Source organism: Salipiger sp. D13, assembly GCF_003703915.1.
In the GTDB taxonomy this organism is placed as follows: domain Bacteria; phylum Pseudomonadota; class Alphaproteobacteria; order Rhodobacterales; family Rhodobacteraceae; genus Salipiger; species Salipiger profundus.
The window spans coordinates 235864-249168 of the sequence record NZ_ML112591.1 but is presented as its reverse complement, the minus strand read 5'-3'; the positions used below and the strand labels follow the sequence as shown (position 1 = coordinate 249168).

Genomic DNA, 13305 nt, shown 5'->3' with positions numbered 1-13305 from the left:
GACGCCGCCGGCGCAGGCCGCAAGGCTGAACCCCGAGAGGAGAGCGCCCATGTTGCCCGTCGATCCAGACCGTTTCCTGCAGGACCTTCACGCGCTGCGCCGCTTCGGCGCGGCGGGCACCGGAAAGGGCGTGTCGCGCCCGGGCTACTCCGAGCCCGACATCGCCGCGCGCGACTGGCTGGCAGGGCGGATGCGCGACGCGGGCCTCGCGCCCCGGTTCGACCCCGTGGGCTCGCTCTTCGGGCTGGCCGAGGGGCGATCGCTGCTGCTCGGCTCGCATTCCGACAGCCAGCCCGAGGGTGGCTGGCTCGACGGCGCGCTGGGCGTGATCGCGGGGCTCGAGGTGGCCCGTGCCGCGCGCGAGGCCGGCGGCCCGCCGATCTCGGTCGTCTCCTTCGAGGACGAGGAGGGGCGCTTCGGCGTCACCACCGGCAGTTCGGTCTGGGCCGGAAACCAGACGCTCGAGGGGGCCGACGCGCTGCACGACCCAAGCGGCCTGAGCTTTGCCGAGGCACGCGCCCGCTTCGGCGACCGGCGCGGCGATTTCGTCGATCCCGCGCAGTTCAGCGGCTACATCGAGATGCACATCGAGCAGGGGCCGCTGCTCGACGCCACGGGCGAGGCGCTGGGCGTGGTCGAGGCCATCGTCGGCATTCGCGACATGCATGTGACCTTCACCGGCCAGCAGAACCACGCCGGCACCACGCCGATGCACCTGCGCCGAGATGCCTTCCAGGCGCTCTCGGCCTTCAACGCCGCGCTCTCCGAGCGCTTCGCCAACGTCGTGACGCCGCAGACGGTCTGGACGATCGGCCATGTCGCGCTGCATCCGAACGCGCCGTCGATCGTGCCGGGCCGCGTGCGCTTCTCGATGCAGTGGCGCGACGGCGATGCGGACCGGCTCGACCGGATGGAGCAGATCATCCGCGACACCGCCGCCGACATCGCCGCCAGCCACTGGATGGATCTCGCCTACGGCCCGATGCTCGGGCTCGACCCGGTGACGATGGACAGGGGGCTGCGCGGGGCGCTTGAACAGGCCGCGCAGGCCGAGGCCCCGGGCCGCTGGCGCGTGATGCCCTCGGGCGCGCTGCATGACGCCACCAACGTGGCGCGGCTGATGCCGGTGGCGATGCTCTTCGTGCCCTCCATCGGCGGCATAAGCCATGATTTCGCCGAGGACACCGCCGAGGCCGATCTCGTCACCGGTTTGCGCGCACTGGCGCGTGCGGCGGCATCCGTAGCAGGCTGAGGCGGGAACCGCCGGGTTTCCATTGCGTTTCGATGCAAGACTGCCAGAGGATGTCAGCCATGACAGACCCCCATCCCATCGATGCCACCGACGCGCAGCTCGCGGTGCTGCAGAGACTGCTGAGCTCGACGACGGAAACCCACGCCTGGTTCGACGAGATCGCGGAGCGCGCGGAGCCCGGCTTTCGGCATGTCGCGGTGAAGTTCCGCGGACTTCACGTGGAACAGCGTGACCGGATCGCTGCGATCATCACCGCGGTCGGCGGCACGCCGGAGGCCTCGGGCGGTCTCCGCGCCTCGATCAACCGCAGCTCGGTGTCGCTGCGCGCGCTTTTCGAAGAGATCGACGGCGACATGATGCGCAGCGTCGAGGATGCCGAGGCCGAGCTTCTCGCCGAGTTCGACGCTGCCCTCAGCGCCCTCGGCCCCTCGCGCTACCGCGAGGAGCTGGAGCAGATGAAGGGCGAGCTGGTCGCACTTCTGTCGGAAGAGCTGGAGACGTAGGGGGAGGGTCTCACACCCACTCCACATCGCCGAGGAAAATGTAGCCGGCGCCGTAGATGGTCTTGATCAGGCGCGGGGACTTCGGGTCCTCGCGCAGCTTGGTGCGCAGGCGCGAGATGCGGACGTCCATGGCGCGGTCGAAGCTTTCGCCGGCGGCGCCGCCGAGGGTTTCCTGCATCTGTGCGCGGGTGATCAGCCGCTTCGGGCTTTCCAGGAACAAGCGCAGCACCTCGCCCTCGGCCTGGCTGAAGGGGGTCTCGGCGCCGCTCTCGTCCTCGAGGGCGAAGCGGTCGAAATGCGCGGTCCAGCCGGCGAAGCGGGCGGTGTTGCCGCGTTGCGGAGCGCTGCGGGGGCCGCGCAGTCGGGCGCGGATGCGGGCCACGACCTCGGCCGGGTCGAACGGCTTGATGATGTAGTCGTCGGCGCCCAGCTCGAGCCCGGTCACGCGGTCCTGCACCTGCGCGCGGCCCGAGATGATGATGACCGTGGCCCCCTGTTCCAGCGCCAGCCGGTGCACCAGCGTCAGCCCGTCGCGGTCGGGCAGGCCGAGGTCGACGAGGCAGACATCGGGGGTCGCGCGGTTCAGCGCGGCCTCGAACTCGGTGGCGCGGGCAAAGGTCAGGGTGCGAAATCCGGCCTCGGTCAGCGTCTCGGACAGCATCGCCCGGATCGCCGGTTCGTCGTCGAGGATGAATACCAGCGGCGCGGTCATGCGGCACTCCGGCGATGGCCGAGGAAGGCCGCGAGTTGCGCGGCGGTGAACGGCTTGGCGATGAGCGGCGCGCGGCGGCGGCCCTCGGCGTGCAGGGGGTGGTCGGGGGGCAGCGAGGTCATAAGGTGCACCGGAAGATCGGGCAGCAGGTCCGGCAGCACGGTGCCGGGTCGCTCGCCCTCGAGCGTGATGTCGGAGAGCACCAGAGCCACGTCGAGCCCCTCGGCCAGCGCGCAGGCCTCGTCGACCGAGGCGGCCTCGGCGACCGTATGGCCGAGCCCGGTGAGCATCTCGCGCACCTGCGCCCGCAGGTCGGCGTTATCCTCGACCAGAAGCACGAGGCCGGTCTGCGACAGCGCCTCGGCGCGGCGCAGCGGCAGGCGCAGGGTGACGCGGGCGCCGGGGGCGCCGTTGGCGAGCTTCACCTCGCCGCCGGCGAGTTTCACCATGTCGTAGACCATGGCGAGCCCCAGCCCCGTGCCCTCGCCGCCCTTGGTGGTGAAGAACGGGTCGAGCCCGTGGCGCAGCGCCTCCTCGCTGAAGCCGGGACCGGTGTCGGAAACCGAAAGCTCGAGCCAGGTGTCCTTGACCGTGCGCAGGGCGACGCTGATGCGGCCGGTCTCGCCGCAGGCGTCGGCCGCGTTCAGCACGAGGTTCAGGGTCGCGTCCAGCAACATGCCGGGATCGAGCAGGAAGTCGCCCTCGGCGCGGGCGTCGATATGCAGGCCGACACCCGCGGGCAGGGAGGGGGACGCCAGCGTCTCCAGTTCCCCGAGGAAGCGCGCGAGCGCCACCGGCTCGGGCCGCCATGCCCGGTGCGTGGTGATGTCGGCGATACGGTTGAGCAGGTCGCCGCCGCGCCGGGCCGCCTGCAGGGTGGCGGTAATCAGCGCCTCGGCCTCGGGGGCGTCGACCATGCGCGCGAGCTTCGACTGCATCCCGAGGATGATGGTGAGCAGGTTCGCGAAGTCATGCGCCATCCCCGAGGTGAGTTGCACCGCAAGCTCGCGGCGGCGGGTCTGTTGCAGCGCGGCACGGGCCTGCGTCTCCTCGGTGACGTCGTGGCTGAGGATGTAGACGCCGGGCTCGACCGGGTCGGGGGTGAAGACCGCCCGGATGCGGCGCGACGAGCCGTCGTCGGTGAACTCGAAGATGCTCTGCTCGCCGCCGAGCGCCCGTTCGAGATGCGGCTTCACCTTGTCGTAGGCCGGTCCCAGCGCCTCCGAGATGTGCCGCCCGAGGATGTCCGAAGGTCGCCCCGGCATCACCGACGACAGCCGCCGGTTGGAAAAGGTGTAGTGGCCGCTGGCATCCACGCGGGCAAGGTGGGCCGGCATCATCTCGGTGGTCAGGCGGGTGCGGGCCTCGATCTCGGTCAGTTCACGCCGGGCTTCCTTGAGCGCGGCGTTGGACGAGGCGAGCTCGCGGTTGGCGGCCGAGACCTCCTCGGAGCGCTTGAGCACCTCTTCCGAGAGCAGCTCGGAGCGGGTGCGCAGAAGCTGTTCCTGCTGCTTCATGGCGGTGATGTCGGTGTAGACCGTGACCCAGCCACCCTGCGGCAGCGGCGCGCCCTCGACGCTGATGGTGCGGCCGTTGGCGCGGGTGCGCTCCATGTAATGCGGCTCGAAGGCGCGGGCCTGCTCGACGCGGGTGGCGATGAAGCTCTCGGGATCGTCGACCTCGCCGTATTCGCCGCAGGCGACGAGATGCCGGATGGTCTCCTCGAAGCTGGCGCCGATGGTGGTGAGCCGCTCGGGCAGGGTGAACATCTCGGCGAAGCGCCGGTTGCAGACCGCCAGCCGCAGATCGCTGTCGTAGATCGACAAGGCCTGCTGGATCAGGTTCAGCCCGGCCTGTGTCAGCGCATCCCTGTTCATCATGTCCCCTCCGACAGCATGGCTAGCACCGCCGGACCCGGCTGAAAAGCGGCGCCGCTACGTCTCGTGGTCGAGAAAACGCTCGAAGGCGGCGAGGGTCACCGGCGAGACGTGGTGCTCGATCCCCTCGGGGTCGAGCTCGGCGGTCTCGGCGGGCACGCCGACCGCGCACTGCTGTATGTCTCGATGCGCCGCGACGTCATGGGCGCCTTCGCGATCCCGCCGCTGCACAGGGTGCTGGCCGTGCTGGGGGCGGGCTGCGTGCTCGGTCTGAACGGCGTGCTGCTGGCGGACACCTTCGGACTGCCGATCCCGTTCCTGAAGCAGGTGCCGGATGCCCCGGCGGGCGGGCTGTTACAATTCGTAAGAATTGGGAAAACATCACGAAAACATTGACCGTCAGCCTTTCCGTGATCCTAATGGGATCGGAATCGCATCGCCGGCCCCGCGCCGGCACCGGGGAAGAGGAGCCCCGGGCGATCTAGGGAGGATGACGCTTGGCATACATGTCCGAGGGCGCGGAAGGACTGCGCTCGATTCCGGCGCTGTTGCACAGGAACGCCACGCAGTTCGCGCGGCGCCCGGCCTATCGCGAGAAAGAATTCGGCATCTGGCAGAGCTGGACCTGGGCCGAGGCCGAGGCCGAGATCGAGGCCTTCGCGCTGGGGCTTCTGAACCTCGGCGTGGCGCAAGGGGACCACGTCGCGGTGATCGGCCGCAACCGCCCGACGCTTTACTGGTCGATGGTGGCGGCGCAGATGTGCGGTGCGGTGCCGGTGCCGCTCTACCAGGACGCGGCCGCCGAAGAGATGGAATACGCGCTGAAGCACTGCGGTGCGCGGTTCGTCATCGCCGCCGACCAGGAACAGGTCGACAAGGTCATCGATATCCAGGACGACCTGCACCAGTTCGAGCACATGATCTACGTCGATCCGCGCGGCATGCGGAAATACGACCACCGCCGGCTGCACGAGTATTCGCATGTTCAGGAGCAGGGTCGCGCCGCCCGCGACGAGTTCATCGGCGAGCTGACGCAACGCCGCGAGGCGCTGGGCTACGACGACAAGTGCGTCATGCTCTACACATCGGGCACCACCGGCAAGCCCAAGGGCGTGGTTCTGTCGAACCGCAACATCATCGAGACGGCGAAGCATTCGTCCGAGTTCGACAGGCTCGGCCCCGGCGAGGAGGTGCTTGCCTACCTGCCGATGGCATGGGTAGGCGATTTCATCTTCTCGATCGGCCAGGCCTACTGGACCGGCTTCTGCGTGAACTGCCCCGAGAGCGCCGAGACGATGATGACGGACCTGCGCGAGATCGCGCCGTCCTACTACTTCGCGCCGCCCCGGGTGTTCGAGACCCAGCTGACCCAGATCATGATCCGCATGGAGGACGCGAGTCCGCTGAAGCGCCGGCTCTTCCATCACTTCATGGAGCATGCCCGACGGGTCGGTCCGCGCATTCTCGACGGCAAGCCCGTCGGGGTCATGGACCGGATGAAATACGCGCTGGGGTCGGTGCTCGTCTACGGGCCGCTCAAGAACACGCTGGGCTTTTCGAACGTGCGGGTGGGCTACACGGCGGGCGAGGCCATCGGCCCCGAGATCTTCGATTTCTACCGGGCGCTGGGGATCAACCTCAAGCAGCTCTACGGCCAGACCGAGGCCTCGGTCTTCATCACCCAGCAGCCCGACAACGAGGTGCGGCCCGATACCGTCGGCGTGCCGAGCCCGGGCGTCGAGATCCGCATCGCCGAGAACGGCGAGGTGTTCTACCGCTCGCCCGGGGTCTTCGTGGAATACTACAAGAACGCCGAGAGCACGGCCGACACCAAGGACCCCGAGGGCTGGGTCGCGACCGGTGACGCGGGCTTCTTCGAGGAAGACACCGGCCACCTGCGGATCATCGACCGCGCCAAGGACGTGGGCAAGATGGCCGACGGCTCGCTGTTCGCGCCCAAATACGTCGAGAACAAGCTGAAGTTCTACCCCGACATCCTCGAGGCTGTGGTCTTCGGGACCGGGCGCGACCGCTGCTGCGCCTTCATCAACATCGACCTGACGGCGGTAGGCAACTGGGCGGAGCGCAACAACATCGCCTATGCCTCCTACCAGGAGCTGGCGGGGCACCCGAAGGTGCTCGAGACCATCCGCAGCCACGTCGAGGAAACCAACCGCTCGGTGGCCGAGGACCCGATGCTCTCGGGATGCCAGGTGCACCGGTTCCTCGTGCTGCACAAGGAACTCGACGCCGACGATGGCGAGCTGACACGGACCCGCAAGGTGCGGCGCAAGATCATCGCCGAGAAGTTCCACGACCTCGTGGACGCGCTCTACGACGGCTCGACGAGCATCTACACCGAAACGGAAGTGACCTACGAGGACGGTCGCAAGGGCCGGATCAAGGCCACGCTCACCATCATGGACGCGGAGACGGTGCCGGTGGCCCCGCCCGCGATGGCGGCGGAATGACCGGGATGGCGCGTGACGCTCGCCCGGGGCGCGCGCCGCGCGCCGGGCATCGCCCCACCCGCCATCCCGCGGGCCGCGGCGCAGTCCGGGGAGGCCGGGCATGATGGACGGGACGGCACAGGTATTCGGGGAACAACAGGAAAGGCAGGGCGCCGTGAAGGACACCGAGGGCTACGTCACCGAAGACGGCCGGCAGATCGGCGGCACGCTGATGGAGCTGCGCAACATCACCCTGCGCTTCGGCGGCGTCGTGGCGATCAAGGACATCTCCTTCGACATCCGCGAGGGCGAGATCCGCGCGATCATCGGGCCGAACGGGGCGGGCAAGTCCTCGATGCTGAACATCATCTCGGGGTTCTACACGCCGTCCGAGGGCGAGTTGTGGTACAAGGGCTCGAAGCGCCCGCCGATGAAGCCCTACGAGGTCGCCCGCATGGGCGTGGCGCGGACCTTCCAGAACATCGCGCTCTTCGAGGGGATGTCGGTGCTCGACAACGTGATGACCGGGCGGCTCACCAAGATGCACGCGGGCATCGCCAGCCAGGCGCTCTGGTGGGGCAAGGCCCGCGACGAGGAGATCGCCAACCGCGAGGTGGTCGAGAAGGTCATCGACTTCCTCGAGATCCAGGCGATCCGCAAGACGCCCGTCGGACGTTTGCCCTACGGTCTGAAGAAGCGGGTCGAACTGGCCCGTGCGCTGGCGGCCGAGCCGTCGATCCTGCTGCTCGACGAGCCGATGGCGGGGATGAACGTCGAGGAGAAGGAGGACATGAGCCGCTTCATCCTCGACGTGAACGACGAGTTCGGCACCACCATCTGCCTGATCGAGCACGACATGGGCGTGGTCATGGACCTGAGCGACCGGGTGGTCGTCATGGACTACGGCAAGAAGATCGGCGACGGCCCGCCCGACGAGGTGCGCCGCAACCAGGACGTGATCGACGCCTATCTCGGCGTGGCGCATTGAGGAGAGGGACATGCTGAACGACATCTTCATCAAGCCGTTCGTGGACATGGCCACGGCCCCCGACTTCCTGCTGCAGGTGCTGTGGGAGGGGCTGGTTTCCGGCATTCTCTACGCGCTGATCGCGCTCGGGTTCGTGCTTATCTTCCGGTCGAGCCGGATCTTCAACTTCGCGCAGGGCATCATGGTGGTCTTCGCCGCGCTGACCCTCGTCGGCCTGCACGCCATGGGGGTGCCGGCGTGGATCTGCGTGATCCTGACGCTGGGCGTCATGTTCGTGCTCGCGGTCACCATCGAGCGGGTGGTGCTGCGGCCGCTGGTGGGCCAGCCCGACATCATCCTCTTCATGGCGACGATCGGCATCACGCTGTTCCTCATCGGCTTCGGCGAGATCATCTTCGGCGGCGAGAACAAGGTGATGATCACCGAGGAGCTGGGCATCCCGACGGACTCGGTGGTGCTGGAGCCCTGGGGCGGTCTGCTGATCCTCGAGCAGAAGGACATCACGGCGGTGGTCGTGGCGGCCCTGCTGGTGGTGGCGCTGCTGGCCTTCCTCAACAAGACGCGCATGGGCCGGGCGATCCGGGCGCTGGGCGACGACCACCAGGCGGCGCTGTCGGTGGGCATCTCGCTGCAGCAAATCTGGGTGCTGGTCTGGTTCATCGCCGGGATCATCGCGCTGGTCACGGGCATAGCCTGGGGCGCGCGGGCCGGCGTGAGTTTCGCGCTCGAGGTCATCGCCTACAAGGCGTTGCCGGTGCTGATGCTGGGTGGACTCGAATCGATCACCGGCGCCATCGTGGGTGGCCTTCTGATCGGGATGCTCGAGAAGCTGTTCGAGATCTACTGGGGCCAGCCGCTGCTCGGCGGCAACACAGAGACGTGGTTCGCCTTCGTCCTCGCGCTGATCGTGCTGCTCTTCCGTCCGCAAGGCCTGTTCGGAGAGCGCATCATCGAAAGGGTTTAGCGCCGCTCCGGGCAATCCCGGCAAACCCTCCGGGGGAGGGTTTGAGGCGCTAAAGGGCGGAGCCCCGGGCAGGCGCCGCTCCGTGAAGAGCCCCTGCATGGGGCGGAGCAAGACGACAAGGGCAGGGGACGCTGGACCCGCCCGGAGACAGGAGAAGGCCCCGCGTGGGCCCCCGACGAAGACCCGGCGCGCCCGCGGGGACGGGTGCAACGGGAAGGGACGCGGCCCGGGACGGGCCCCGTCCGGCAAGGACCGGGCCGCCACGGTGACAGGCGGAGCGGGTGGCCGCGCAGGAGGAGACGCGGGGCCGCCGACCAAGGGAGAAGAGAAGAGATGGCAAAGCTGATCGCGATCCTGAATGTCATCGCCTGGGCCGGGTTCTGGGCCTTCGGCTATCTCGCGCTGACCGCCGACACGGCGGCGGGCGGGCAGCTGGTCACGGCCCTGATCCTCGCGGCGCTGGGTGCGGCGCTGGGGCTCTGGGCCTGGCTCTGGCTGGTGCGGCATTCCGAGGTGACGGGCTACGCGCAGGCCCCGAAACGTGCCTACCCCGACGAGGATCTGCGGCTGCACGAAGGCAGCCTCTGACACCGCTTCTCGCGGCTTCGAAACGACAGATTTCGCGGCGGATCTTCCGACCGCACCGGGGCCCCGCGCCCTGAGAGACAGGAAAGAGGACAGGGATGCTCTATCGCACGGCCGGACAATTCAAGACGACTTACAAGGCGGACCAGGCGCTGTTCCCGGTGCGGCAGGACGCGGTTCTGCTTGCCGTCATCCTCGCGCTCGTCTGGGTGATCTTCCCGCTGGTGGCGAGCGAGTTCACCTTCCAGACGCTGCTGATCCCGATCCTGATCTACTCGCTGGCGGCCCTCGGGCTGAACCTGCTCACCGGCTACGCGGGGCAGCTGTCGCTGGGCACGGCGGCCTTCATGGGGGTCGGCGCCTACGCCTGCTACAAGCTGGTGACGCTGATGCCCTGGCTGAACCCGGTGGTGGCGATCCTGTTCTCGGGAGTGTTCAGCGCCGGCGTCGGCGTCGCCTTCGGCATTCCCAGCCTGCGGATCAAGGGCTTCTACCTCGCCATCGCGACGCTGGCGGCGCAGTTCTTCCTCGTGTGGCTGTTCGAGAAATGGGCCTGGCTCTACAACTACAACGCTTCCGGTGCGATCCAGGTGCCCAACCTCGAGATGTTCGGCGTCTACGTGGCCGGCCCGCAGGCCTCGTCGATCGTGCAATACTACGTGGTGCTTGCGGTGGTGACGCTGCTGACGGTGGTCTGCATCAACCTCACGCGCGGCAACCTCGGGCGGACGTGGAAGGCCACCCGCGACATGGACATCGCGGCCGAGCTCATCGGCATCAACCTGATGCGCTCGAAGCTCACGGCCTTTGCCATCTCGTCCTACGTGGTCGGCGTGGCCGGGGCGCTCTTCGTCTTCATGTGGCGCGGCGCGGCCGAGCCCAACCTCTTCGACATCCCGCTGAGCTTCCGCATCCTGTTCATCGCGATCATCGGGGGGCTCGGCTCGATCATGGGCAACTATCTCGGCGCGATCCTGATCGTCGGCCTGCCGGTGGTGCTCAACACGTTGCCCGAGATGCTGGGTCTGCCGATCAGCCCGGCGACCGTCGAGCACCTGAACGTGATGATCGTCGGCGCGCTCATCCTCTTCTTCCTGATCATCGAGCCGCACGGGCTCGCGCGGCTCTGGGCGCTGATCCGGGAGAAGCTCATCATATGGCCGTTCCCGCACTGAGGCGGGCACCGGCGACACGTCATCGGACATCAAGGGAGGAGACACGATGATCCATTTCAAGAGGCTCGCCACGGCGGTGGCGCTCGGGGCCCTCGCAGCGGGCGGTGCGCTCGCGCAGGAGATCTCGGCCCCGAACCTCAGCTACCGGACCGGGCCCTTCGCGGCCACGGGCATCCCGGTGATGAACGGGCAGATCGACTATTTCACCATGCTCAACGAGCGCGACGGCGGCATCGGCGGGGTCAAGGTGAACTTCTACGAGTGCGAGACCGGCTACAACACCGAGAAGGGTGTCGAGTGCTACGAGAAGACCAAGAGCGACGCCATCGTGACGCAGCCCTGGTCGACCGGCATCACCCTGCAGGTCCTGCCCAAGTCGAACGTCGACGAGATTCCGATCCTGGCGCCCGGCTACGGCTTCTCGGCGATGGCGGACGGCTCGGTGTTCAAGTGGGCCTTCAACCTGCCGTCGTCCTACTGGGACGCGGCGTCGATGATCCTCAAGGGCCTCGGCGGTGACGACATGAGCGGCCTCGAGGGCAAGAAGATCGCCTTCCTGCACCTCGACCACCCGTTCGGCAAGGAGCCGCTGCCCTACCTCGAGAAGAAGGCCGAGGACGTGGGCTTCGAGCTGGTGCCGATCCCGGTCGGTCTCAAGGAGATGCAGAACCAGTCGGCGCAATGGCTGCAGATCCGCCGCGAGCGGCCCGACTACGTCGTCATGTGGGGCTGGGGCGCGATGAACGTCGGCGCGCTGACCGAGGCGGTCAAGACGCGCTACCCGATGGACCAGTTCGTCGGCGTCTGGTGGTCGGGCCACAGCGATGACCTTCAGGTCGTCGGCGAGGACGGCAAGGGCTACCGCTCGATCAGCTTCAACGCGCCGGTCGAGAACGCGCCGGTGATGGACGACATCAAGGAGTTTGTCGTCGACACCGGCAAGACCCAGTCCGACGAGGAGCAGCGCAGCGAGGTGTTTTACCAGCGCGGTCTGGTGATGTCGGCGGCGCTGGCCGAGGCAATCGCCGCGGCACAGACGCATTTCGAGACCGACGTGATCGACGCATCGCAGCTGCGCTGGGGGCTCGAGAACATCGAGATGACCGAGGAGCGCATCGCCGAGCTGGGCATGACCGGCATGGTGCCGCCGTTTTCGACCTCCTGCTCGGACCACACCGGTCACTCCGGCGGCTGGCTGCTGGAATGGGACGGCGAGAAGTTCGTCAAGGCGAGCGATCACCTGATGGCCGACGCCGAGGACATCGAACCGCTCGAGAAGCAGAAGGCGCAGGAATACGCCGAGGCCAACGCGCCGTGGCCGACGCAGGACTGCGAGATGTGATCTGACCCCTCCGGCGGCGGCGGATCCCGTCGCCGCCGGACCCTTCGACTGGATTTGGAGAGAGACGACCATGCTGGACGCCGGTGACACCCGCGAGACCCTGCTCGAGGTCAACAATATCGAGGTCATCTACAACCACGTGATCCTCGTGCTGAAGGGCGTGTCGCTGTCGGTGCCGCAGGGCGGGATCACGGCGCTGCTCGGCGGCAACGGCGCGGGCAAGACGACGACGCTCAAGGCGATCTCGAACCTGCTGCACTCCGAGCGCGGCGAGGTCACCAAGGGCTCGATCGTCTATCGCGGCGAGCGGGTGCAGGACCTCGACCCGGCGGCGCTGGTGAAGAAGGGCGTCATCCAGGTGATGGAAGGCCGCCATTGCTTCGAGCACCTCACCATCGAGGAAAACCTGATGACCGGTGCCTTCACCCGGCGTGACGGCAAGGGTGCGGTCGAGGCCGACCTGCAGATGGTCTACGACTACTTCCCGCGGCTCAAGGAGCGGCGCAAGAGCCAGGCCGGCTATACCTCGGGTGGCGAACAGCAGATGTGCGCCATCGGACGAGCGCTGATGTCGCGCCCCGAGACCATCCTGCTGGACGAGCCCTCGATGGGTCTCGCACCGCAGCTCGTGGAGCAGATCTTCGAGATCGTGAAGGCGGTGAACGAGGGCGAGGGCGTGTCCTTCCTGCTGGCCGAGCAGAACACCAACGTGGCGCTGCGCTTCGCCCATTACGGCTATATCCTCGAGAACGGGCGCGTGGTGATGGACGGCCCCGCCGCCGACCTGCGCGAGAACCCGGACGTCAAGGAATTCTACCTCGGCATGTCGGACGAGGGCCGCAAGTCGTTCCGCGACGTGCGCTCCTATCGACGCCGCAAGCGCTGGCTGGCATGACGGGAGCACATGCGATGCTTTCTCGCCCTGCCCATTCCCGAACCGCTCGTGCCGCCGCTTCTCGACGCGCAGGAGACCGTGCCGGTCGGCCGACCCGTGCCGGAGGAGAACCTGCATGTCACGCTGGCCTTCCTCGACGAGCAGCCGGATTTCGTGCTGGCGGAGCTCGACGCGGCGCTCTCGGCGCGGCGGCTCAGGTCCTGCGCGCTGGCGCTCGACGGGCTGTCGAGCTTCGGCGGCCGGCGGGTGAAGCTGCTGGCGGCACAGGTGGTGCCCGAGCCGGCGCTGGTCGCCCTGCGCGACGAGGTGCTGCGCGCGGTGCGGGCGGCGGGCATCGACCTGCCCCGCGAGCGGTTCCGGCCGCACGTCACGCTCATCCGCTTCGGCAAGGGCCTGCGCCCCGAGGACCGCTCGCGCTTCGAGGCGGGCGTGGCGCGGGTGGTGAGCCTGACCTCGCGTCCGGAGCCGGTCACCTCTCTGCGGCTGGTGGGCTCGACGCTGACGGCCGAGGGGCCGCTTTACGAAACGCTGGCGGACTACCCGCTGGAGGCATGATCCGGGA

General features: G+C 68.0%; 13 protein-coding genes. 11 read left to right on the top strand and 2 right to left on the bottom strand.

Going from position 1 to position 13305, the window contains the following annotated elements; genetic code table 11:
* Positions 1–49 precede the first annotated feature (49 nt).
* On the top strand, positions 50–1252 hold the full coding sequence (locus D6860_RS05515; RefSeq protein WP_076622502.1) for a Zn-dependent hydrolase: 1203 nt from the start codon (positions 50–52) through the stop codon (positions 1250–1252).
* Positions 1253–1311: 59 nt separating this feature from the next.
* A complete protein-coding gene (locus tag D6860_RS05510) occupies positions 1312–1755 on the top strand; it encodes a DUF2383 domain-containing protein (RefSeq protein ID WP_076622501.1) in 444 nt (147 codons plus the stop codon).
* Positions 1756–1765: 10 nt separating this feature from the next.
* Here the strand turns inward: D6860_RS05510 and D6860_RS05505 are convergent, their stop codons facing one another.
* Together D6860_RS05505 and D6860_RS05500 are read right to left on the bottom strand one after the other, a co-directional pair.
* Entirely contained in the window at positions 1766–2467 is a 702-nt protein-coding gene (locus tag D6860_RS05505; RefSeq protein WP_076622500.1) for a response regulator transcription factor, read from the bottom strand.
* A complete protein-coding gene (locus tag D6860_RS05500) occupies positions 2464–4344 on the bottom strand; it encodes a hybrid sensor histidine kinase/response regulator (RefSeq protein WP_076625251.1) in 1881 nt (626 codons plus the stop codon). The genes D6860_RS05505 and D6860_RS05500 overlap by 4 nt, the downstream gene beginning before the upstream one ends.
* A 66-nt stretch (positions 4345–4410) precedes the next feature.
* On the opposite strand from D6860_RS05500, the gene D6860_RS25965 reads away from it, so the two are divergent.
* From D6860_RS25965 to thpR, 9 genes are all read left to right on the top strand, one after another.
* Positions 4411–4740 carry a hypothetical protein gene (locus tag D6860_RS25965; protein WP_371683186.1) on the top strand — a complete coding sequence of 110 codons (330 nt, stop codon included), beginning with the start codon at positions 4411–4413 and terminating at the stop codon, positions 4738–4740.
* Between the two features lie 110 nt (positions 4741–4850).
* On the top strand, positions 4851–6815 hold the full coding sequence (locus D6860_RS05485) for an AMP-binding protein (RefSeq protein WP_076622499.1): 1965 nt from the start codon (positions 4851–4853) through the stop codon (positions 6813–6815).
* 211 nt (positions 6816–7026) lie between these two features.
* Entirely contained in the window at positions 7027–7782 is a 756-nt protein-coding gene (locus tag D6860_RS05480) for an ABC transporter ATP-binding protein (RefSeq protein ID WP_076625250.1), read from the top strand.
* 10 nt (positions 7783–7792) lie between these two features.
* Positions 7793–8746: a branched-chain amino acid ABC transporter permease gene (locus tag D6860_RS05475; protein WP_017467926.1), complete on the top strand. Its 954-nt coding sequence runs from the start codon at positions 7793–7795 to the stop codon at positions 8744–8746.
* A gap of 333 nt (positions 8747–9079) precedes the next feature.
* A complete protein-coding gene (locus D6860_RS05470) occupies positions 9080–9334 on the top strand; it encodes a hypothetical protein (protein WP_017467927.1) in 255 nt (84 codons plus the stop codon).
* A gap of 95 nt (positions 9335–9429) precedes the next feature.
* Positions 9430–10506 (top strand): branched-chain amino acid ABC transporter permease, encoded by a 1077-nt coding sequence (locus D6860_RS05465; protein WP_076622498.1) that lies wholly within the window; start codon positions 9430–9432, stop codon positions 10504–10506.
* A gap of 46 nt (positions 10507–10552) precedes the next feature.
* Positions 10553–11848, top strand: coding sequence for an ABC transporter substrate-binding protein (locus D6860_RS05460; protein WP_076622497.1), 1296 nt, complete (start codon positions 10553–10555; stop codon positions 11846–11848).
* Between the two features lie 70 nt (positions 11849–11918).
* A complete protein-coding gene (locus tag D6860_RS05455) occupies positions 11919–12743 on the top strand; it encodes an ABC transporter ATP-binding protein (protein ID WP_076622496.1) in 825 nt (274 codons plus the stop codon).
* A 9-nt stretch (positions 12744–12752) separates the two neighbouring features.
* Positions 12753–13298, top strand: a complete 546-nt coding sequence (gene thpR, locus D6860_RS05450; RefSeq protein ID WP_076622495.1) for an RNA 2',3'-cyclic phosphodiesterase — start codon at positions 12753–12755, stop codon at positions 13296–13298.
* The last annotated feature ends 7 nt before the right edge of the window (positions 13299–13305 follow it).

Bases quoted from the DNA above. Each gene is read 5' to 3' on its own strand.
- D6860_RS05515 (WP_076622502.1), top strand. From the start codon at position 50: ATGTTGCCCGTCGATCCAGACCGTTTCCTGCAGGACCTTCACGCGCTG.
- D6860_RS05510 (WP_076622501.1), top strand. From the start codon at position 1,312: ATGACAGACCCCCATCCCATCGATGCCACCGACGCGCAGCTCGCGGTG.
- D6860_RS05505 (WP_076622500.1), bottom strand. From the start codon at position 2,467: ATGACCGCGCCGCTGGTATTCATCCTCGACGACGAACCGGCGATCCGG.
- D6860_RS05500 (WP_076625251.1), bottom strand. From the start codon at position 4,344: ATGAACAGGGATGCGCTGACACAGGCCGGGCTGAACCTGATCCAGCAG.
- D6860_RS05485 (WP_076622499.1), top strand. From the start codon at position 4,851: ATGTCCGAGGGCGCGGAAGGACTGCGCTCGATTCCGGCGCTGTTGCAC.
- D6860_RS05480 (WP_076625250.1), top strand. From the start codon at position 7,027: ATGGAGCTGCGCAACATCACCCTGCGCTTCGGCGGCGTCGTGGCGATC.
- D6860_RS05475 (WP_017467926.1), top strand. From the start codon at position 7,793: ATGCTGAACGACATCTTCATCAAGCCGTTCGTGGACATGGCCACGGCC.
- D6860_RS05470 (WP_017467927.1), top strand. From the start codon at position 9,080: ATGGCAAAGCTGATCGCGATCCTGAATGTCATCGCCTGGGCCGGGTTC.
- D6860_RS05465 (WP_076622498.1), top strand. From the start codon at position 9,430: ATGCTCTATCGCACGGCCGGACAATTCAAGACGACTTACAAGGCGGAC.
- D6860_RS05460 (WP_076622497.1), top strand. From the start codon at position 10,553: ATGATCCATTTCAAGAGGCTCGCCACGGCGGTGGCGCTCGGGGCCCTC.
- D6860_RS05455 (WP_076622496.1), top strand. From the start codon at position 11,919: ATGCTGGACGCCGGTGACACCCGCGAGACCCTGCTCGAGGTCAACAAT.
- thpR (WP_076622495.1), top strand. From the start codon at position 12,753: ATGCGATGCTTTCTCGCCCTGCCCATTCCCGAACCGCTCGTGCCGCCG.